Source organism: Pseudomonas sp. MPB03, from assembly GCF_046605385.1.
Lineage (GTDB): Bacteria > Pseudomonadota > Gammaproteobacteria > Pseudomonadales > Pseudomonadaceae > Aquipseudomonas > Aquipseudomonas zanjanensis.
This window is the reverse complement of sequence record NZ_CP176770.1, coordinates 1,282,239-1,299,901: the sequence shown is the minus strand read 5'-3', so window position 1 is coordinate 1,299,901 and position 17,663 is coordinate 1,282,239. Positions and strand designations below refer to the sequence as shown.

Genomic DNA, 17,663 nt, shown 5'->3' with positions numbered 1-17,663 from the left:
CTGTGGGAGCGAGCTTGCTCGCGATGGCGTCAGTTCAGCCAACATTGAAGTACCTGACACTACGCCTTCGCGAGCAAGCTCGCTCCCACAGGAGGGATTTGCGGCGGTATGCAGATCCTGTGAACACCACAAAACAACTGTGGGAGCGAGCTTGCTCGCGATGGCGTCGGGTCAGCCAACATTTAAGTAACTGACACACCGCCTTCGCGAGCAAGCTTTGCTCCCACAGACTTCCACAGGCTCAATGCAGGGTTTCAGAGTTCGCCGAGGGCTTCGATCAGGGCCTGGTTCTGCTCCGGCGTGCCGATGCTGATCCGCAGGAATTGGGCAATCCGCTCCTGCTTGAAGTGCCGCACGATCACGCCCTGCTCCCGCAGTTTCGCCGCCAGCCCTGCCGCGTCGTGCCGGGGGTGGCGGGCGAAGATGAAGTTGGCCGCCGAGGGCAATACTTCGAAGCCCTTCGCTTCCAACTGATCCACCACCCACTCACGGTGTTCGATGACCAATCGGCAGGTCCGGTCGAAATGCTCGCGATCATCGAACGCCGCCGCGCCGCCGACATTCGCCAGGCGATCCAACGGGTAGGAGTTGAAGCTGTTCTTGATCCGCTCCAGCGCTTCGATCAGGTCCGGATGCCCCACCGCCAGGCCCACGCGCAGCCCCGCCAGCGAGCGGGACTTGGACAGGGTCTGGGTCACCAGCAGGTTCGGATAACGATCCACCAGGCTGATGGCCGTCTCGCCGCCGAAGTCGATATAAGCCTCGTCCACCACGACCACCGAATCCGGGCTGGCCTTGAGGATCCGCTCGACCGCCTCCAGCGCCAGCAGGCAGCCGGTCGGCGCGTTCGGGTTGGGGAAAATGATCCCGCCGTTGGGTTTGGCGTAGTCGGCCGGGTCGATCTGGAATTGCTCATCCAGCGACACCGCCTCGAACTGAATACCGTACAGGCCGCAATACACCGGATAGAAGCTGTAGCTGATGTCCGGGAACAACAGCGGCTGGTCGTGCTGCAACAGGCCGTGAAAAATGTGCGCCAGCACTTCATCCGAACCGTTACCCAGGAACACCTGGTTGCCCTGCACGCCGTAATAGCGGGCCACGGCGCCTTTCAGCAGGTCGCTGTTGGGATCCGGATACAGGCGCAGATTGTCGTTCAGCTCGGCCTGCATCGCCGCGAGGGCCTTGGGCGATGGGCCGTAGGGGTTCTCGTTGGTGTTGAGCTTGACCAATCGGGTCAGCTTCGGCTGTTCACCCGGCACGTAGGGCACCAGGTTCTTGACGAACGGGCTCCAGAATTTACTCATTTCAGTTCCCCTGCCGTTCAACGGATGGCTCGTCAAGAATGCGGTACTCGGCGCTGCGGGCGTGGGCGCTCAGCGATTCGCCACGGGCCAGCACCGAAGCGGTCTTGCCCAGTTCGGAGGCACCCTGCTCGGAGCAGAAGATGATCGACGAACGCTTCTGGAAGTCATACACCCCCAGAGGCGACGAGAAGCGCGCGGTGCCGGACGTCGGCAATACGTGGTTAGGGCCTGCGCAATAGTCACCCAGGGCCTCGCTGGTGTGGCGGCCCATGAAGATCGCACCGGCGTGGCGGATCTGCGGCAACCAGGCCTGCGGGTCGGCGACCGACAATTCCAGGTGTTCCGGCGCGATGCGGTTGGCGACTTCGATGGCCTGCGCCATGTCATCGACTTTGATCAGCGCCCCACGGCCATTGATCGACGTGTTGATGATCTCGGCGCGGTCCATGGTCGGCAACAGCTTGTCGATGCTCGCGGCCACCTTGTCGAGGAACTCGGCGTCCGGGCTGACCAGGATCGCCTGGGCGTCTTCGTCGTGCTCGGCCTGGGAAAACAGATCCATGGCGATCCAGTCCGGATCGGTCTGGCCGTCGCACACGACGAGGATTTCCGAAGGGCCGGCGATCATGTCGATGCCAACCTGGCCAAACACGTGGCGCTTGGCGGTGGCGACATAGATGTTGCCCGGGCCGACCACCTTGTCCACCCGCGGCACGCTTTCGGTGCCATAGGCCAGCGCCGCCACGGCCTGGGCACCGCCGATGGTGAACACCCGGTCCACGCCAGCGATGCAAGCGGCGGCCAGCACCAACTCGTTGATCTCACCCCGCGGGGTCGGGACGACCATGACCACTTCGGTCACACCGGCGACCTTGGCCGGGATGGCGTTCATCAGCACCGAGGACGGATAGGACGCCTTGCCCCCCGGCACATACAGGCCGGCGCGGTCCAGCGGGGTGACCTTCTGGCCCAGCACCGTGCCATCGGCTTCGGTGTAGCTCCAGGAGTCCTGTTTCTGCCTTTCGTGATAGTCACGGACCCGGGACGCGGCCTTTTCCAAGGCTTCGCGCTGGGGCACGGTGATTCGGGTCAGGGCCAGTTCCAGGCGCTCGCGCGGCAGGATCAGGTCGGCCATGGACGCCACTTGCAGGCCGTCGAATTTCTGGGTGAATTCCACCAGGGCGGCATCGCCACGCTCGCGCACGGCCTTGATGATGTCCAGCACCCGCTGATTGACCGAGTCGTCAGACACGCTTTCCCAGCTCAGCAGATGATCCAGATGATCTGCGAAATCCGGGTCGGCAGCGTTGAGTCGGCGAATCGAAGTGGGAGCGGTCATAGCGAGGGCCTCATTAATGGCAAATGCTCAGGCGCCCTAAGCTACCAGTCCATTCGCGTGGGCACCTGAGAAAATTGGCTATGACACGGATAGACGGGCGCGACTCAAGGTCGCGCAGGTGAATCAGCCGCGGTGTCGCGATTCCACTGCCTTGCGCAGGGTATCGATCAGAGCCTGGATACGAGCATGTTGCATTTTCATCGACGCCTTGTTGACGACCAGCCGGGAGGTGATGTCAGCGATGAAGTCCTGGGGTTCCAGGCCGTTGGCTCGCAGGGTGTTGCCGGTGTCGACCACGTCGATGATCTTGTCCGCCAGGCCGATCAGCGGCGCCAGCTCCATCGAACCGTACAGCTTGATGATATCGACCTGACGGCCCTGCTCGGCGTAATAACGCTTGGCAATGTTGACGAACTTGGTCGCCACCCGCAGACGCCCCTTGGGCTCCGGCGCGCCGACTTTACCGGCGGTCATCAGCTTGCAGCGGGCGATCCGCAGGTCCAGGGGCTCGTACAGGCCCTGGCCGCCATACTCCATCAGCACGTCCTTGCCGGCGACGCCCAGGTCGGCTGCGCCATGCTCCACGTAGGTCGGCACGTCGGTGGCACGCACGATCAGCAAGCGCACGTCGGCCTGGGTCGTGGGGATGATCAGCTTGCGGCTCTTGTCCGGATTCTCGGTCGGCACGATGCCCGCTTCAGCCAGAAGCGGCAGGGTGTCGTCAAGGATGCGGCCCTTGGACAGTGCGATGGTCAACATGGGAAACGTCAGTCCTTATCAAGGTACTCATGCCCGGTCGCAAGCGGCGCCGGACACACATCGAGGGTGCAACCACCCTCGACCTGAAACGAATTCAACGGGCACATCCCTATGCCCATGCAGCCGGAACTAGCCCGGCACGCGGCGGATCTTGGCGCCGAGCATCTGCAGTTTTTCTTCGATGCACTCGTAGCCACGGTCAATGTGGTAGATGCGATCGATCAGGGTATCGCCTTCGGCAACCAGGGCCGAGATGACCAGGCTGGCCGAAGCCCGCAGGTCGGTGGCCATGACTGGCGCACCCTTGAGCTTCTCGGTGCCCGTGACGATGGCGGTGTTGCCTTCGACCTGGATCTTGGCGCCCATGCGGTGCAGTTCGTAGACGTGCATGAAGCGGTTTTCGAAGATCGTCTCGATCACCGCGCCGGTGCCTTCGGCAATGGCGTTGAGGGAGATGAACTGCGCCTGCATGTCGGTGGGGAACGCCGGGTACGGCGCGGTCCGCACGTTGACGGCCTTGGGCCGCTTGCCGTGCATGTTCACTTCGATCCAGTCTTCGCCGCAGGTGACTTCGGCACCGGCTTCCTTGAGTTTTTCCAGGACGGCTTCGAGGATGGTCGGATCGGTGTCCTTGACCTTGACGCGGCCACCGGTGACGGCGGCGGCCACCAGGTAAGTGCCGGTTTCGATCCGGTCCGGCATCACCTTGTAGGTGGCCGAATGCAGGCGCTCGACGCCATCGATGGTGATGGTGTCGGTGCCGGCGCCGCTGATCTTGGCGCCCATGGCGATCAGGAAGTTCGCCAGGTCGACCACTTCAGGCTCGCGGGCGGCGTTCTGCAGCACGCTGCGGCCCTTGGCCAGTGCGGCAGCCATCATGATGTTCTCGGTACCGGTCACGCTGACGGTGTCGAAGAAGAAGTGTGCACCGCGCAAGCCACCTTCCGGCGCCTTGGCCTTGATGTAGCCGCCTTCGACGTCGATCACCGCGCCCATGGCTTCCAGGCCACGGATGTGCAGGTCCACCGGACGCGAGCCGATGGCGCAACCGCCAGGCAAGGCGACTTCGGCTTCACCGAAACGGGCGACCATCGGCCCCAATACCAGGATCGATGCGCGCATGGTTTTCACCAGCTCGTACGGGGCGATCAGGGTCTTGATGGTGCGCGGGTCGATCTCGACGCTGAGCTTCTCGTCGATCACCGGCTCGATGCCCATGCGGCCGAACAGCTCGATCATCGTGGTGATGTCGTGCAGGTGCGGCAGGTTGGCTACAGTCACAGGACCGTCGCACAGCAGGGTCGCGGCCAGGATTGGCAGGGCGGAGTTCTTTGCCCCGGAAATACGGATTTCGCCATCAAGACGAGCGCCGCCGGTAATAATCAGTTTATCCATAAGAATCTCGAGGCCCTTGGGCTCAGGTGCGCTCGGCCCAGGCCGCGCTGCTGAAAAATTTCATCGTGACCGCGTGGATGCTGCCATCGGCGATCCATGGGTTCAAATGGGCATAGATGCTCTGCTGACGCTTCACTGGACTCAACGCCGCCAGTTCATCGCTGATTACGTTCAGCTGGAAATTGCAGCCTTCGCCTTCAACCTCCACCTGCGTACCAGGCAGCTTTCCTTCAAGGAAGCTCTTCACTTCTACAGCCTGCATGCTCAACCTCAATCGGCGCCCTGTGCGCGCGGGTCGCACATCATACAAAAAAGCCCCGCGCCTGCGAACCCCGCGAAGCAGGACTCTGACAGAGGGGCTTTCCAACAATGTGGGTCAGGGGTGCGCCAACAGCTCGGTCAGCTCGCTGACCTGGGCTATTTCGCGCATGTCTTCGGGCATCCCACGGATGCTCCACGTTTTGCCGGCCGCCTTGGCGTCCCGCATGAAACACAGCAGCAGCGACAAGCCGACACTGCTGGACTTCTGCACCGCCGAGCAGTCAATGACCACCTCGGCGCCGCCAATGGACTTGATCAGCGCCTGGCCCTGCTTGCGCAGGGTCGGCCCAGTGCGGTAATCCAGCACGCCGCTGAGCAGCAGCTCACCGGCCCCGCCCAGACGAACGGCCGACTCACTCACCGACTCGATCATTGTTCCTGCTTCTCTTTGGCTTCTTCGGTCACTTCCTTGGCCTTGGCGACTTCACCGGCCCAACCGTCGATGGTCTTGTCCAGGTCGTTGCCATTGCGCTGCATGGCGTCGGCGAACTGATCGCGGAACAGCTTGCCGATGTTGATGCCGTTGATGATCACGTTGCGCACCTTCCACTCGCCGTTGATTTTCTCGAGCGTGTAGGACACTGGGTAGACCGCGCCGTTGTTGCCCTTGACTTGCATGTCGACGCTGGTGCGGGTGCCACTTTCATCCTTGGCCGGGGAAACGGTGATGCCCTGGTTGTTGTACTCCAGCAAGGCGTTACCATAGAACTGCATCAGGCTGCGCTTGAAGTTCTCCTGGAAGCGGGTCATCTGCGCCGGGGTGGCCTTGCGCGAGTACTTGACGGTCATGATGCTCTTGGAGATGCCATCGGCGTCCACCACAGGGCCGACGATGCCGTTCAGCGCGTCATAGAACGCGCTGGGGTCCTGTTTGTATTTCTCTTTGTTGGCGGCAAGGTCCGCCAGCAACCGGGTGGTCGTGTCCTGGATGATGTCATGGGCCGAAGGCGCGGCCACGGCGTTGGCCATCAACGGCAGCGCCGCGAGCAGCACCAACAGGCTACGTCGCAAGATAGAGATCATTCAAAAGCTCCTCATTTGGCGTCTTTGCTAACGGTATTGAGCAGGAATTTACCGATCAGGTCCTCGAGCACCAGGGACGACTGCGTGTCGTGGATGACGCCACCGTCCTTGAGCACGGTGTCTTCCCCACCCACGCTGATGCCAATGTACTTCTCGCCCAGCAGCCCAGCCGTGAGGATAGATGCAGTGGAGTCAGTCGGCAGGTTGTCCACGCGCTTTTCCAGCTGCAGCGTCACCCGACCGGTGAAATCCTCGCGGTTCAGATCGATTGCCGTGACCTTGCCGATGGTCACACCGGCCATGGTCACCTTGGCTCTGACCGTCAAACCGGCGATATTGTCGAAGTTGGCATAAAGTTTATAAGTATCGGTGCTTGCCGTCGGCGCCAGTCCACTGACCCGCAGGGCCAGCAGCAGCAAAGCCAGGATGCCAGCCAGCAAGAAAAGGCCGACACCGATTTCCAGGGTGCGGTTTTGCATCAGAAATCTCCAAACATCAAGGCGGTCAGAATAAAGTCAAGGCCCAGGACCGCCAGCGAGGCGTACACCACGGTCTTGGTTGTGGCACGGCTGATCCCCTCTGAAGTGGGCTCACAGTCATAGCCTTGAAACACGGCGATCCAGGTCACGACGAACGCGAACACGGCACTTTTGATCACGCCATTGAGGACATCGTCGAGGAAATCGACGCTGTTCTGCATGTTCGCCCAATAGGAACCCTCATAGACCCCCAGCCAGTCGACGGCCACCCAGGAGCCGCCCCAGATCCCCACGACGCTGAAGATCATCGCCAGCACCGGCAGGGAAATGAAGCCGGCCCACAGGCGCGGGGCAACAATGTACTTGAGCGGGTCGACACCGATCATTTCCAGGCTGGACAGCTGCTCGGTGGACTTCATGTTACCGATTTCAGCCGTCAGCGCCGAACCGGCACGCCCGGCGAACAGCAGCGCGGTCACCACGGGACCAAGCTCGCGCAGCAGCGTCAGGGCGACCATCTGCCCGACCGCCTGCTCCGAACCGTAGCTGGACAAAATGCTGAAGCCTTGCAGCGCCAGCACCATGCCGATGAAGATCCCGGAGACGACGATGATCACCAGGGACATCACGCCCACCGAGTGCAACTGCTTGACCAGCAGGCCAAAGCCGCCGCCCGTCGAGTTGCGACCGAGCAAGGCGTGCATCAAAAACAGCGAGGAACGCCCCAGCACCGCCACCACGTCGATGCCGGAGCGACCGAACAGGCGAATTCTTTCCAACAGTGATTTCTTGCGCATCAGCGCTTCCCCAGCAGATCGGTACGGTAATCCGTGGCCGGGAAATGGAACGCCACCGGCCCGTCCGGATCACCCTTCATGAATTGGCGAATGCGCGGGTTGTCCGAATCCGCCAGTTCCTGCGGCGTGCCCTGCCCCAGCACCTGCCCATCGCCGACCACATAGATGTAGTCGGCAATGCTCGCGGTTTCGGCCAAATCGTGGGAGACCACGATACTGGTGATGCCCAGCGCATCATTAAGCAGGCGGATCAGGCGCACGAGCACACCCATGGCGATCGGATCCTGGCCGACGAAGGGCTCGTCGTACATGAGGATCTTCGGATCGAGGGCAATCGCCCGCGCCAGCGCGACACGACGCTTCATGCCGCCGGACAGCTCGTCCGGCATCAGGTCGATGGCGCCGCGCAGCCCGACGGCCTGCAATTTGAGCAGGACGATGTCGCGGATCATTTCTTCCGGCAGATCGGTATGGACCCGCAGCGGGAACGCCACGTTCTCGAACACATCGAGGTCGGTGAACAGCGCGCCGCTCTGGAACAGCACCCCCATGTGCTTGCGCGCATCGAACAGGTCGCTGCGAGACAATTGGGGAAGATTCTGGCCATTGACCCAGACTTCGCCGGCGCTGGGACGCAGTTGCGCGCCCATCAGCCGCAGCAGCGTGGTCTTGCCACACCCGGAGGGCCCCATGATGCCGGTGACCTTGCCCCGTGGTATGCGAATATCGATGTCATTGAAAATGCTGCGCGTCCCTCGCTTGAAGGACAGTCCCTTCAGCTCGACCGCGTAGGCGTTGTCGGCACTCATCTAAACTCCTTGCGATGCAGCCTCACATTCGAATGCCTTGGGCAGCCGACAAGCGTCGCTACCGCCGGGCAGCGAACCGGCGGCGAACTATATCACTGCAACAGCGAAGCGCCCAAGGCCAACGGCCCCGCCGTTAAGCCTGGCTTAAGGTAAAAAGTCTGATTTTACGTCGAACCTTGCAGCCGCTAGCACAAAGCATGACGAACTTACGTGAGGGAATTGTTCATTGCCGCTATAATCGCCGCCTTTTCATCGGGCTATACGATTTCTGACATGAACCAATCCAGCGACCTGATTCAATCGGCACAACGTACCATCCGCCTCGAGCTTGAAGCCGTGCAAGGCTTGCTGGCCCATATCGACGCTGATTTCGTACGCGCCTGCGAGATGATTCTGGCCAGCAAGGGCCGCGTGGTCGTGGTCGGCATGGGCAAGTCCGGGCACATCGGCAACAAGATCGCCGCCACCCTCGCCAGCACCGGCACCACGGCCTTTTTTGTCCACCCGGCCGAGGCCAGCCACGGCGACATGGGCATGATCACCCGGGACGACGTCATCCTGGCCTTGTCCAACTCCGGCTCCACCAATGAAATCATCACGTTGCTGCCGTTGATCAAACGCCTGGGCATCCAGTTGATCAGCATGACCGGCAACCCGGACTCGCCGCTGGCCAAGGCCGCCGAAGTGAACCTCAACGTCCATGTCGAACACGAAGCCTGCCCGCTGAACCTGGCGCCGACCTCCTCCACCACCGCAGCCCTGGTCATGGGCGACGCCCTGGCCGTGGCGCTGCTGGAGGCCCGGGGCTTCACCGCGGAAGACTTCGCCTTTTCCCATCCCGGTGGTGCCCTTGGCCGTCGCCTGCTGCTGAAAGTCGAAAACGTGATGCACGCCGGCCAGGCATTGCCACAGGTTGTGCGCGGCACGTTGCTCAAGGACGCGCTCATGGAGATGACCCGCAAGGGACTGGGCATGACGGTAGTGCTGGAAGCCGACGGCAAGCTCGCCGGGATCTTTACCGACGGCGACCTGCGCCGCACCCTGGACCGCGCCATCGACATCCACAGCGCGACCATCGAGCAAGTCATGACGCCCCACGGCAAGACCGCCCGTGCCGAGATGCTCGCCGCCGAGGCCTTGAAAATCATGGAAGACCACAAAATCAGTGCCCTGGTCGTCGTCGATGGCGAAGACCGTCCGGTGGGCGCCCTGAACATGCACGATTTGCTGCGCGCGGGAGTCATGTAAATGAACACAGACCTGTTGCAACGGGGCCAAGCCATCAAGCTGGCCGTGTTCGATGTGGACGGCGTGCTGACTGACGGTCGCCTGTATTTCCTCGAAGACGGCAGCGAGTTCAAGACCTTCAACACCCTCGACGGCCAGGGCATCAAGATGTTGATGGCCGCCGGCGTGCAGACCGCTATCATCAGTGGCCGAAAGACCCCGGTGGTCGAGCGGCGCGCGAAGAACCTCGGCATCCCGCACCTTTACCAGGGGCGCGAAGACAAACTGGTGGTGCTGGACGAGCTCTTGGGCCAACTCAACCTAAGCTATGAACAAGTGGCCTATCTCGGTGACGACCTGCCGGACCTGCCGGTGATTCGCCGGGTCGGCCTGGGCATGGCCGTCGCCAACGCGGCCAGCTTCGTGCGCGAGCACGCCCACGGAATCACCACGGCGCGAGGCGGCGAAGGTGCCGCCCGTGAATTCTGTGAACTGATCCTGCGCGCCCAGGGCCGTCTCGAAGCGGCCAACGCCGCGTACCTGTGAGCCATTTATGCTGAGCAAAAAGATTCGCACCGTTGTGGTGTTTGCCTGTATCGCGGCGATTTTCGCCGCGGTGGGCTATTGGAACATCAGCCCTGAACGGTTTCTCGACCAGCCTGCGGCCCAAGTCGAGGAAAAGATCGACTGGTACGCGACCAACACCCACACCCTGCAGTACCTGCCCGACGGCAAAGTGCAATATGAGATGACGTCCGACAAGGTCGACCACGTCAAGGCCACTGACATTACGCTGGTCACCAAGCCGGACTTGAACATATTCCGCGGCACCGATTTTCCCTGGCATGTGCAGAGCGAGCACGCCGAAGTCAATTCCGGTGGCACCGAAGTGGAACTGATCGACTCGGTACGCATCGCCCGGACCGACGAGAAAAACCGTACGACCATCATCACCAGCACACGCATGACGGTATTCCCGCAGCAAGAATATGCGCAGACCGAGCAACCCGTTAGAATCGACGGCGCCGGGGGTGTATCGACTGGCACGGGAATGAAGGCGTATTTGAAGGAAAGCAGGATACACCTGCTATCGAACGTAAGAGGACAGTATGAAGCTCGCTAAAACCCTCCCTATTTTGCTCAGTCTGGGCGCAGCACTGGGAAGCGCGAGCGCCTGGGCTCTTCCCACCGACCGCGACCAGCCAATCCGCATCCAGGCCGACGACGCGCAACTCGACGACAAGAATGGCGTCGCCACCTATAAAGGCGACGTGATCATCACCCAAGGCTCGATGAAGGTCACCGGCAACACCGTGACCATCACCCGCACCCAGTCCGGCGATATCGACGTGGTGACCTCGGTGGGCAACCTGGCCTATTTCGAGCAGATGCAAACCGCAGGCGACACCAAGCCGGTACAAGGCTACGGGGTGACCATCCAGTACCACGCCTCCCAGGATCGCGTGGTCCTGATCGACCGTGCCAAGGTCGTCGACAAGGACAACAACGTCACCCAAGGCGAGAAAATCGTCTATGACACAAACAAGAAACTCGCCAGCGCCGGTCGCGCCACCGGCAGCAAGGTGACCGAGCAGCGTCCGCGGATCGACATGGTGATCCAGCCTAAAAAGAAAACCGAGCAGAAGGCCCAGTAATGGCAACTCTGAAAGCTCAGCACTTGGCCAAGAGCTACAAGAGCCGTCAAGTCGTGCGTGATGTCAGCCTGTCCATCGACAGCGGCCAGATCGTCGGCCTGCTCGGCCCCAATGGCGCGGGCAAGACCACTTGCTTCTACATGATCGTCGGCCTGGTCCAGGCCGATCAGGGTCGCGTATTGATCGACGACCTGGATGTCAGCCACCAGCCGATGCACGGCCGCGCGAAGGCCGGTATCGGCTATTTGCCGCAAGAAGCGTCGATCTTCCGCAAACTGTCGGTGGCCGACAACATCATGGCGATCCTCGAGACCCGCAAGGAACTCGACAAGGCCGGCCGTCGCCAGGAGCTGGAAAGCCTCCTGCAGGAATTCCACATCAGCCACATTCGCGACAACCTGGGCATGAGCCTGTCCGGTGGTGAACGGCGTCGCGTGGAAATCGCCCGCGCCCTGGCCACCGCGCCGAAATTCATCCTGCTCGACGAACCGTTCGCTGGCGTGGACCCGATCTCGGTGGGGGACATCAAGCAGATCATCCATCACCTCAAGGCCAAGGGCATCGGTGTGCTGATCACCGACCACAACGTGCGCGAGACGCTGGATATCTGCGAAACCGCCTACATTGTCAATGACGGCCAGTTGATCGCCGAAGGTGACTCCGCTGCGATCCTGGCCAACGACCTGGTCAAGGAAGTGTACCTGGGCCATGAGTTCCGCCTGTAAGCACACGCGTCTGGCGAATTGCCCAGGCGTCGTTTGATTTTATTATGGCGACGCTCTAGGCAAACACTTCAGTTTCAGGCATATAATTTGCTTAAGTTTGGCGCTTCGGCGCCCTGTAGTGGATGGCGCATGTGCGCCGGCGAATAAGGTGTTAAGCCCCTGCCATGAAACCATCGCTAGTCTTGAGAATGGGCCAGCAGCTGACGATGACACCGCAGCTGCAACAGGCCATCCGCCTGCTCCAATTGTCGACCCTGGACCTGCAACAGGAAATCCAGGAGGCCCTGGAGTCCAATCCGATGCTCGAACGCCAGGAAGAAGGCGACGACTTCGATAACACCGATCCGCTGGCCGACAACGTCGAGCAAAAGACCAACACCGAGATCCCGGAACCGTCCTACCAGGAAGCCGCCCCGACGGTGGACAACCTCGAGGAGGGCGAATGGAACGAACGCATTCCCAACGAGCTGCCCGTGGACACGGCCTGGGAAGACGTCTACCAGACCAGCGCCAGCAACCTGCCAAGCAGCGATGACGACGAGTGGGACTTCACCACCCGCACCTCTGCCGGCGAGAGCCTGCAAAGCCATCTGCTGTGGCAACTGAACCTGGCGCCGATGTCCGACACCGATCGCCTGATCGCCGTGACCCTGATCGATTGCATCAACAACCAGGGCTACCTGGACGAGACCCTCGAGGAAATCCTCGAAGCCTTCGACCCCGAGCTCGACATCGAGCTGGACGAGATCGAAGCCGTCCTCCATCGCATCCAGCAGTTCGAGCCGGCCGGCATCGGCGCTCGCAACCTGGGCGAGTGCCTGTTGCTGCAATTGCGCCAGCTGTCCGCCAAGACGCCGTGGCTGGCCGAAGCCAAGCGACTGGTCACCGATTACATCGACCTGCTGGGCGGTCGCGACTACAGCCAACTGATGCGCCGCATGAAGCTCAAGGAAGATGAGCTGCGCCAGGTCATCGAGCTGGTGCAGAGCCTCAACCCGCGCCCCGGCTCGCAGATCGAATCCACCGAGCCTGAGTACGTGGTGCCCGACGTGATCGTGCGCAAGCACAATGATCGCTGGCTGGTGGAGCTCAACCAGGAGTCGGTGCCCAAGCTGCGCGTCAACGCCCAGTACGCCGGCTTCGTCAAGCGTGCCGACACCAGCGCCGACAACACCTTCATGCGCAATCAGCTGCAGGAAGCCCGCTGGTTCATCAAGAGCCTGCAAAGCCGCAACGAAACATTGATGAAAGTTGCCACCCAGATCGTCGAGCATCAGCGCGGCTTCCTGGAGTACGGCGATGAAGCGATGAAACCCTTGGTCCTGCATGACATTGCCGAGGCCGTGGGCATGCACGAGTCGACGATTTCCCGGGTGACCACCCAGAAATTCATGCATACCCCCCGGGGCATCTATGAATTGAAATACTTTTTCTCCAGCCACGTCAGCACCTCCGAAGGCGGCGAATGCTCGTCCACGGCCATCCGCGCGATCATCAAAAAACTGGTGGCTGCGGAAAATCAGAAAAAGCCGTTGAGTGACAGCAAGATCGCTGGTTTACTGGAGGCACAAGGCATTCAGGTGGCCCGCCGTACCGTCGCCAAGTACCGTGAATCCCTCGGGATCGCGCCTTCGAGCGAACGCAAGCGGTTGATGTAACAAGGCCACGCCACAGCGTTCCAGTGGCAGGCATTTCTGCCTGCCGCTTTATGCACTGGCAACGAAGGAGAAGCTGTATGCAAGTCAACATCAGTGGACACCAACTGGAAGTGACCGAACCCCTGCGCACCTACATCGGCGAAAAACTCGACCGATTGGAGAGGCATTTCGACAAGATCACCAACGTGCAAGTCACGATGAACGTCGAGAAGCTGCTGCAGAAAATCGAAGCCACGCTGCATATTCCCGGCGGAGAAGTGGTTGCCAACGCAGAGCACACAGACATGTATGCCGCGATTGACCTGCTGACCGACAAGCTGGATCGCCAACTCAAAAAGCATAAGGAAAAGACCCAGAGCCTCCTCCAGGGCGCTACCGGTCGTTAACCCCCCCAATCCATGATCCGACTAGAAACCATCCTGACCCCCGGCCGTTCCCAAGTGAACGCGCCGGGTGGCAGTAAAAAGAAAGCCCTCGAACAAATTGCCAACCTGATCCACCGCGAGGTGCCTGATCTGGTGATGCAGGACGTCTTCGAGGCCCTGGTTGCCCGTGAAAAACTCGGTTCCACCGGTTTTGGCAACGGCATCGCCATTCCTCACTGCCGTCTCAAGGGGTGTGCCGCGCCGATCAGCGCATTGTTGCACCTTGATACCCCCATAGATTTCGACGCCATCGACGGCGCCCCGGTCGACCTGCTGTTTGTATTGCTGGTTCCGGAAGCGGCGACCGATGCGCACCTTGAGCTGCTGCGCCAGATTGCCAGCATGCTGGACCGCAAGGAAGTGCGCGAAAAACTGCGCAGCGCACCGAGTAACGAAGCTTTGTACCAGGTGGTCCTGGACGAGCAGAACGGTCATTAAACATGCGCATGATCATCGTCAGTGGCCGCTCCGGCTCCGGTAAAAGCACGGCCCTCAACGTGCTTGAGGACAGCGGCTACTATTGCATCGACAACCTGCCCGCCGGCCTGCTGCCGGAACTGGCCGAGCGCGCCCTGATCCACACGGAACTGGCGCAGCCGCTGGTGGCGGTGTCCATCGATGCGCGCAACCTGCCGAGCCACCTGTCGCGCTTCCCTGAATTGCTCGAGGAAGTGCGCAGCCGGCATATCCAGTGCGATGTGTTGTACCTGGACGCCGATGAGGAGACGCTGCTCAAGCGCTTTTCCGAAACCCGCCGGCGCCACCCCCTGAGCAACGCCAACCGCTCCCTGGCCGAAGCCATTGACGATGAAAGCCAACTGCTGGGGCCGATTGCCGACCTGGCCGACCTGAAGGTCAACACCACGCACCTGAACCTGTATCAGCTACGTGACACGATCAAGCTGCGCCTGCTGAACCAACCGGAGCCGGGCACGGCGTTTTTGGTGGAGTCGTTCGGTTTCAAGCGTGGCATGCCGGTGGACGCCGACCTGGTGTTCGATGTGCGCTGCCTGCCCAACCCCTACTGGAAGCCGGAATTGCGCGAACAGTCCGGGCTTGACCAACCAGTGATCGACTACCTGGCCGCCCAGCCGGACGTCGAGGAAATGTACCAGGACATTTCCAGCTACCTGCTCAAATGGCTACCCCGCTTTGCCGCGAGCAATCGCGCCTATGTCACGATCGCCATCGGCTGTACCGGCGGTCATCACCGCTCCGTCTACCTGACCGAACGCCTGGGTCAGCTCCTGCAACAATCCCTGAAGAATGTCCAGGTTCGCCACCGCGACCTCAGCTAAAGGATTCACATCGCGATGCCTGCTCGGGAAATTGAAATCATCAACAAGCTGGGTTTGCATGCCCGGGCGTCGGCAAAATTCGTCGGTGTGGCGGGGAAGTTTCCGGATACCACGATCAGGGTCGGGCGTACGCCCGAGAGCACCGTCGACGGTAAAAGCATCATGGCGATGATGATGCTCGCCGCTGGCAAGGGCACCAGGATTCACCTGAGCACTGAAGGGGAGCAGGCGCAGGAAGCGATGGATGCGCTGGTGGCGCTGATCAACAATTATTTCGACGAAGGCGAGTAACCCCCCAGGACTCGAGCCGAGCTTGTTGTGGCGAGGGAGCTTGCTCCCGCTCGGCTGCGAAGCAGCCGTAAATCCACAGCAGGAAAACACAACGGGGCCCGCTTCGCAGGCCAGCGGGAGCAAGCTCCCTCGCCACAACAGCACAAACGCATGGCCCCTGGATTGGATCAGGCCAACGCCGTATCCAACACCATCATCAGACAAAACCCCACCAGCAATCCCAGGCTCGCCAATTTCTCGTAACCGTTGCGACGGGATTCGGGTATGACCTCATGGGTCACCACCAGCAGCATCGCCCCGGCCGCCAACGCCAGACCCAGGGGCAAGAGCATCTCGGCCAGGCTCACCAACCAGGCGCACAGCAGCGCGAACACGGGTTCGACCAGCCCGGACGCGGCGCCAATCAGGAACGCCTTCACCCGCGACATACCCGCCGCGGCCAGCACCAGCGCGATCACCAGCCCTTCGGGGACATCCTGCAAGGCGATACCCATTGCCAGGCTGTCGGCATCGGGCATGCCGCCGCCTGCGGACACGCCCACCGCCATGCCTTCCGGAATGTTGTGGGCGATGATGGCGAACACGAACAACCAGATCCGCGGCGCAATGATCGGATGTCCTGGCGCTGCGACCAGCCGTTCGGGGCTGGCTGAGACCTTGCGGTCCACCAGGTACAGCCCGAACGCCCCCGACATGATGCCAAAACAGATGAGACCGCTGGCGGCCCAAGGTGTGAGCCCCAGTTGCTCGGCCGCGGCAATGCCCGGCACGATCAGCGAAAACGCCGTGGCGGCGAGCATCACCCCGGCCCCGAAGCCTAGCAATGAATCGCTCACGGCCTGGGGCATGCGTCGAATGACCAACACCGGCACGGCCCCCAGCGCGGTGCCCAAGGCGCACAACCCACCGCCTTGAAGCGCCCGCAACAGCTTGGGCTCCAGGTCCAGCCACGCCAGGCCCTGGGCCGCCAACAACGTCATGCCGGCCAACAGCAACAGCGACCCCAAGGCATAGCGGAACATCCGTCCGCCGCCAATCGCCAGTGTTTGAGTGTCCATGATCAGCCTTGGGTTGTGTTCATGAAGGACTTGAAGCCAGCGCTGCCTGATAGCGTCGGGCAACTTCAGGCCAATTGATCACGTTGTAGAAGGCGTTGATGTATTCCGGTCGACGGTTCTGGTAACGCAAGTAATAGGCATGCTCCCAGACGTCCAGGCCAAGAATCGGCGCGTTGCCATTCATCAACGGGCTGTCCTGGTTGCCGCTGCTTTCCACCACCAGGGTCTTTTGCGGGGTCACGCTCAACCAGGCCCAGCCGCTGCCGAAACGGGTCAGCGCCGCTTTGGTGAAAGCTTCCTTGAAACGCTCGATGCCGCCCAGCTGCGCGTCAATCGCCGCCGCCAGGGCGCCCTCGGGCTGGCCGCCGCCCTGGGGCGTCATCACCTCCCAGAACAACGAATGGTTGGCGTGGCCACCGCCCTGGTTGATCACCGCAGCCTTCAGGTTTTGTGGCAACTGTTCCACGCTGGCCACCAGTTTTTCGACGGGCCATTCGGCGTATTCGGTGCCATCCACCGCCGCGTTGAGGTTATTGATGTAGGTCTGGTGGTGCTTGGTGTAGTGGATTTCCATGGTTTGCGCATCGATGTGCGGTTCCAGGGCGTCGTAGGCGTAAGGCAATGCAGGCAAGGTAAAAGCCATGTTCAATGAACTCCATGATGAAGAGGGGCATAGCGCTGCCGGGGCGTGGTGGCATTGCAGTGCAGCAGGCGTTGGGTGCGCGGGTACTCACCGTGCTCGCTGATGAAATTCAGCAGTTCGACATAGGTCTTATGGCTCTGGCGTTGTGCAGCGGCGCGCAAGGCCGGTGCCAGCCGTTCGTCCTGCATTGTCTGCAACAACCGCTGGTGGATCGCGCACAAGTATTCGGCGCTCTCCTCCGGCTGGTTCAAGCGCAGGTGAAGGTCCGCCAGGTTGTGGTGGGAGACGACGCAGGCGGCCACGGCTTCGTCGGCGTCCGCCCAGCGCTCGAACAACACTTGGGCCAGCGCCAGGGCTTGCAGGTAGGCTTCGCGGGCATCCACCAGCTCGCCTTGGATGAAACAGCGATTGGCCCGTTCGATCGTACGTTTCCAGTGTTCCATGATGAGTCCTC

Annotated in this window: 23 protein-coding genes; 10 read left to right on the top strand and 13 right to left on the bottom strand. The window is 61.4% G+C overall.

Going from position 1 to position 17,663, the window contains the following annotated elements; genetic code table 11:
* Positions 1 to 254: 254 nt before the first annotated feature.
* The 10 genes from hisC to ACLH0I_RS05475 all read right to left on the bottom strand — a co-directional run bounded on the left by hisC (position 255) and on the right by ACLH0I_RS05475 (position 8,229).
* Positions 255 to 1,307: a histidinol-phosphate transaminase gene (gene hisC, locus ACLH0I_RS05520; RefSeq protein WP_411386504.1), complete on the bottom strand. Its 1,053-nt coding sequence runs from the start codon at positions 1,305 to 1,307 to the stop codon at positions 255 to 257.
* 1 nt (position 1,308) lies between these two features.
* The gene (gene hisD, locus ACLH0I_RS05515; RefSeq protein ID WP_411386503.1) at positions 1,309 to 2,646 is read right to left on the bottom strand and encodes a histidinol dehydrogenase; all 1,338 of its coding nucleotides are present in this window, start codon (positions 2,644 to 2,646) and stop codon (positions 1,309 to 1,311) included.
* Positions 2,647 to 2,769: 123 nt separating this feature from the next.
* Positions 2,770 to 3,405, bottom strand: a complete 636-nt coding sequence (hisG, locus tag ACLH0I_RS05510; protein WP_053118502.1) for an ATP phosphoribosyltransferase — start codon at positions 3,403 to 3,405, stop codon at positions 2,770 to 2,772.
* A gap of 129 nt (positions 3,406 to 3,534) precedes the next feature.
* Entirely contained in the window at positions 3,535 to 4,800 is a 1,266-nt protein-coding gene (gene murA / locus ACLH0I_RS05505) for a UDP-N-acetylglucosamine 1-carboxyvinyltransferase (RefSeq protein WP_186708857.1), read from the bottom strand.
* Positions 4,801 to 4,822: 22 nt separating this feature from the next.
* Positions 4,823 to 5,062 carry a BolA family protein gene (locus ACLH0I_RS05500; RefSeq protein ID WP_007953556.1) on the bottom strand — a complete coding sequence of 80 codons (240 nt, stop codon included), beginning with the start codon at positions 5,060 to 5,062 and terminating at the stop codon, positions 4,823 to 4,825.
* A 114-nt stretch (positions 5,063 to 5,176) separates the two neighbouring features.
* Entirely contained in the window at positions 5,177 to 5,482 is a 306-nt protein-coding gene (locus ACLH0I_RS05495) for a lipid asymmetry maintenance protein MlaB (RefSeq protein ID WP_250964732.1), read from the bottom strand.
* 8 nt (positions 5,483 to 5,490) lie between these two features.
* On the bottom strand, positions 5,491 to 6,144 hold the full coding sequence (locus ACLH0I_RS05490) for a phospholipid-binding protein MlaC (protein WP_092333293.1): 654 nt from the start codon (positions 6,142 to 6,144) through the stop codon (positions 5,491 to 5,493).
* An 11-nt stretch (positions 6,145 to 6,155) separates the two neighbouring features.
* Positions 6,156 to 6,623, bottom strand: coding sequence for an outer membrane lipid asymmetry maintenance protein MlaD (gene mlaD / locus ACLH0I_RS05485; RefSeq protein WP_003178020.1), 468 nt, complete (start codon positions 6,621 to 6,623; stop codon positions 6,156 to 6,158).
* The gene (gene mlaE / locus ACLH0I_RS05480) at positions 6,623 to 7,420 is read right to left on the bottom strand and encodes a lipid asymmetry maintenance ABC transporter permease subunit MlaE (RefSeq protein WP_411386502.1); all 798 of its coding nucleotides are present in this window, start codon (positions 7,418 to 7,420) and stop codon (positions 6,623 to 6,625) included. Before mlaE ends, mlaD begins: the two co-directional genes overlap by 1 nt.
* Positions 7,420 to 8,229 (bottom strand): ATP-binding cassette domain-containing protein, encoded by an 810-nt coding sequence (locus tag ACLH0I_RS05475; protein ID WP_092205009.1) that lies wholly within the window; start codon positions 8,227 to 8,229, stop codon positions 7,420 to 7,422. Before ACLH0I_RS05475 ends, mlaE begins: the two co-directional genes overlap by 1 nt.
* Before the next feature lie 273 nt (positions 8,230 to 8,502).
* Between ACLH0I_RS05475 and ACLH0I_RS05470 the strand changes: the two genes are divergently transcribed.
* From ACLH0I_RS05470 to ACLH0I_RS05425, 10 genes are all read left to right on the top strand, one after another.
* Entirely contained in the window at positions 8,503 to 9,477 is a 975-nt protein-coding gene (locus ACLH0I_RS05470; protein WP_186708801.1) for a KpsF/GutQ family sugar-phosphate isomerase, read from the top strand.
* On the top strand, positions 9,478 to 10,002 hold the full coding sequence (locus tag ACLH0I_RS05465; protein WP_186708798.1) for a KdsC family phosphatase: 525 nt from the start codon (positions 9,478 to 9,480) through the stop codon (positions 10,000 to 10,002).
* Between the two features lie 7 nt (positions 10,003 to 10,009).
* Positions 10,010 to 10,579, top strand: coding sequence for an LPS export ABC transporter periplasmic protein LptC (gene lptC / locus ACLH0I_RS05460; protein WP_250964713.1), 570 nt, complete (start codon positions 10,010 to 10,012; stop codon positions 10,577 to 10,579).
* Positions 10,566 to 11,111, top strand: coding sequence for a lipopolysaccharide transport periplasmic protein LptA (gene lptA, locus ACLH0I_RS05455; protein WP_186708793.1), 546 nt, complete (start codon positions 10,566 to 10,568; stop codon positions 11,109 to 11,111). Before lptC ends, lptA begins: the two co-directional genes overlap by 14 nt.
* A complete protein-coding gene (gene lptB, locus ACLH0I_RS05450; protein ID WP_018614004.1) occupies positions 11,111 to 11,836 on the top strand; it encodes an LPS export ABC transporter ATP-binding protein in 726 nt (241 codons plus the stop codon). The genes lptA and lptB overlap by 1 nt, the downstream gene beginning before the upstream one ends.
* A 164-nt stretch (positions 11,837 to 12,000) precedes the next feature.
* Positions 12,001 to 13,494, top strand: coding sequence for an RNA polymerase factor sigma-54 (locus ACLH0I_RS05445; RefSeq protein WP_186708766.1), 1,494 nt, complete (start codon positions 12,001 to 12,003; stop codon positions 13,492 to 13,494).
* 77 nt (positions 13,495 to 13,571) lie between these two features.
* On the top strand, positions 13,572 to 13,880 hold the full coding sequence (gene hpf, locus ACLH0I_RS05440; protein WP_003178005.1) for a ribosome hibernation-promoting factor, HPF/YfiA family: 309 nt from the start codon (positions 13,572 to 13,574) through the stop codon (positions 13,878 to 13,880).
* 12 nt (positions 13,881 to 13,892) lie between these two features.
* Entirely contained in the window at positions 13,893 to 14,357 is a 465-nt protein-coding gene (gene ptsN / locus ACLH0I_RS05435) for a PTS IIA-like nitrogen regulatory protein PtsN (protein ID WP_186708763.1), read from the top strand.
* A 2-nt stretch (positions 14,358 to 14,359) separates the two neighbouring features.
* Complete coding sequence (gene rapZ, locus ACLH0I_RS05430) at positions 14,360 to 15,217, top strand: RNase adapter RapZ (protein WP_003178001.1); 858 nt, start codon at positions 14,360 to 14,362, stop codon at positions 15,215 to 15,217.
* Positions 15,218 to 15,232: 15 nt separating this feature from the next.
* Positions 15,233 to 15,508 carry an HPr family phosphocarrier protein gene (locus tag ACLH0I_RS05425; protein WP_053118478.1) on the top strand — a complete coding sequence of 92 codons (276 nt, stop codon included), beginning with the start codon at positions 15,233 to 15,235 and terminating at the stop codon, positions 15,506 to 15,508.
* Positions 15,509 to 15,675: 167 nt separating this feature from the next.
* Here the strand turns inward: ACLH0I_RS05425 and ACLH0I_RS05420 are convergent, their stop codons facing one another.
* The 3 genes from ACLH0I_RS05420 to ACLH0I_RS05410 are packed head-to-tail and all read right to left on the bottom strand — an operon-like array spanning position 15,676 to position 17,652.
* Positions 15,676 to 16,566 carry a ZIP family metal transporter gene (locus ACLH0I_RS05420; RefSeq protein WP_411386501.1) on the bottom strand — a complete coding sequence of 297 codons (891 nt, stop codon included), beginning with the start codon at positions 16,564 to 16,566 and terminating at the stop codon, positions 15,676 to 15,678.
* A gap of 19 nt (positions 16,567 to 16,585) precedes the next feature.
* Positions 16,586 to 17,209 carry a superoxide dismutase gene (locus ACLH0I_RS05415; RefSeq protein WP_411386500.1) on the bottom strand — a complete coding sequence of 208 codons (624 nt, stop codon included), beginning with the start codon at positions 17,207 to 17,209 and terminating at the stop codon, positions 16,586 to 16,588.
* A 2-nt stretch (positions 17,210 to 17,211) separates the two neighbouring features.
* Positions 17,212 to 17,652: a hypothetical protein gene (locus tag ACLH0I_RS05410; RefSeq protein WP_250964707.1), complete on the bottom strand. Its 441-nt coding sequence runs from the start codon at positions 17,650 to 17,652 to the stop codon at positions 17,212 to 17,214.
* Positions 17,653 to 17,663: the final 11 nt, after the last annotated feature.

What these genes read in the sequence shown, in the direction of transcription:
- hisC (WP_411386504.1), bottom strand. Translation starts at nt 1,307, where the DNA reads ATGAGTAAATTCTGGAGCCCGTTCGTCAAGAACCTGGTGCCCTACGTG.
- hisD (WP_411386503.1), bottom strand. Translation starts at nt 2,646, where the DNA reads ATGACCGCTCCCACTTCGATTCGCCGACTCAACGCTGCCGACCCGGAT.
- hisG (WP_053118502.1), bottom strand. Translation starts at nt 3,405, where the DNA reads ATGTTGACCATCGCACTGTCCAAGGGCCGCATCCTTGACGACACCCTG.
- murA (WP_186708857.1), bottom strand. Translation starts at nt 4,800, where the DNA reads ATGGATAAACTGATTATTACCGGCGGCGCTCGTCTTGATGGCGAAATC.
- ACLH0I_RS05500 (WP_007953556.1), bottom strand. Translation starts at nt 5,062, where the DNA reads ATGCAGGCTGTAGAAGTGAAGAGCTTCCTTGAAGGAAAGCTGCCTGGT.
- ACLH0I_RS05490 (WP_092333293.1), bottom strand. Translation starts at nt 6,144, where the DNA reads ATGATCTCTATCTTGCGACGTAGCCTGTTGGTGCTGCTCGCGGCGCTG.
- mlaD (WP_003178020.1), bottom strand. Translation starts at nt 6,623, where the DNA reads ATGCAAAACCGCACCCTGGAAATCGGTGTCGGCCTTTTCTTGCTGGCT.
- mlaE (WP_411386502.1), bottom strand. Translation starts at nt 7,420, where the DNA reads ATGCGCAAGAAATCACTGTTGGAAAGAATTCGCCTGTTCGGTCGCTCC.
- ACLH0I_RS05475 (WP_092205009.1), bottom strand. Translation starts at nt 8,229, where the DNA reads ATGAGTGCCGACAACGCCTACGCGGTCGAGCTGAAGGGACTGTCCTTC.
- ACLH0I_RS05470 (WP_186708801.1), top strand. Translation starts at nt 8,503, where the DNA reads ATGAACCAATCCAGCGACCTGATTCAATCGGCACAACGTACCATCCGC.
- ACLH0I_RS05465 (WP_186708798.1), top strand. Translation starts at nt 9,478, where the DNA reads ATGAACACAGACCTGTTGCAACGGGGCCAAGCCATCAAGCTGGCCGTG.
- lptC (WP_250964713.1), top strand. Translation starts at nt 10,010, where the DNA reads ATGCTGAGCAAAAAGATTCGCACCGTTGTGGTGTTTGCCTGTATCGCG.
- lptA (WP_186708793.1), top strand. Translation starts at nt 10,566, where the DNA reads ATGAAGCTCGCTAAAACCCTCCCTATTTTGCTCAGTCTGGGCGCAGCA.
- lptB (WP_018614004.1), top strand. Translation starts at nt 11,111, where the DNA reads ATGGCAACTCTGAAAGCTCAGCACTTGGCCAAGAGCTACAAGAGCCGT.
- ACLH0I_RS05445 (WP_186708766.1), top strand. Translation starts at nt 12,001, where the DNA reads ATGAAACCATCGCTAGTCTTGAGAATGGGCCAGCAGCTGACGATGACA.
- hpf (WP_003178005.1), top strand. Translation starts at nt 13,572, where the DNA reads ATGCAAGTCAACATCAGTGGACACCAACTGGAAGTGACCGAACCCCTG.
- ptsN (WP_186708763.1), top strand. Translation starts at nt 13,893, where the DNA reads ATGATCCGACTAGAAACCATCCTGACCCCCGGCCGTTCCCAAGTGAAC.
- rapZ (WP_003178001.1), top strand. Translation starts at nt 14,360, where the DNA reads ATGCGCATGATCATCGTCAGTGGCCGCTCCGGCTCCGGTAAAAGCACG.
- ACLH0I_RS05425 (WP_053118478.1), top strand. Translation starts at nt 15,233, where the DNA reads ATGCCTGCTCGGGAAATTGAAATCATCAACAAGCTGGGTTTGCATGCC.
- ACLH0I_RS05420 (WP_411386501.1), bottom strand. Translation starts at nt 16,566, where the DNA reads ATGGACACTCAAACACTGGCGATTGGCGGCGGACGGATGTTCCGCTAT.
- ACLH0I_RS05415 (WP_411386500.1), bottom strand. Translation starts at nt 17,209, where the DNA reads ATGGCTTTTACCTTGCCTGCATTGCCTTACGCCTACGACGCCCTGGAA.
- ACLH0I_RS05410 (WP_250964707.1), bottom strand. Translation starts at nt 17,652, where the DNA reads ATGGAACACTGGAAACGTACGATCGAACGGGCCAATCGCTGTTTCATC.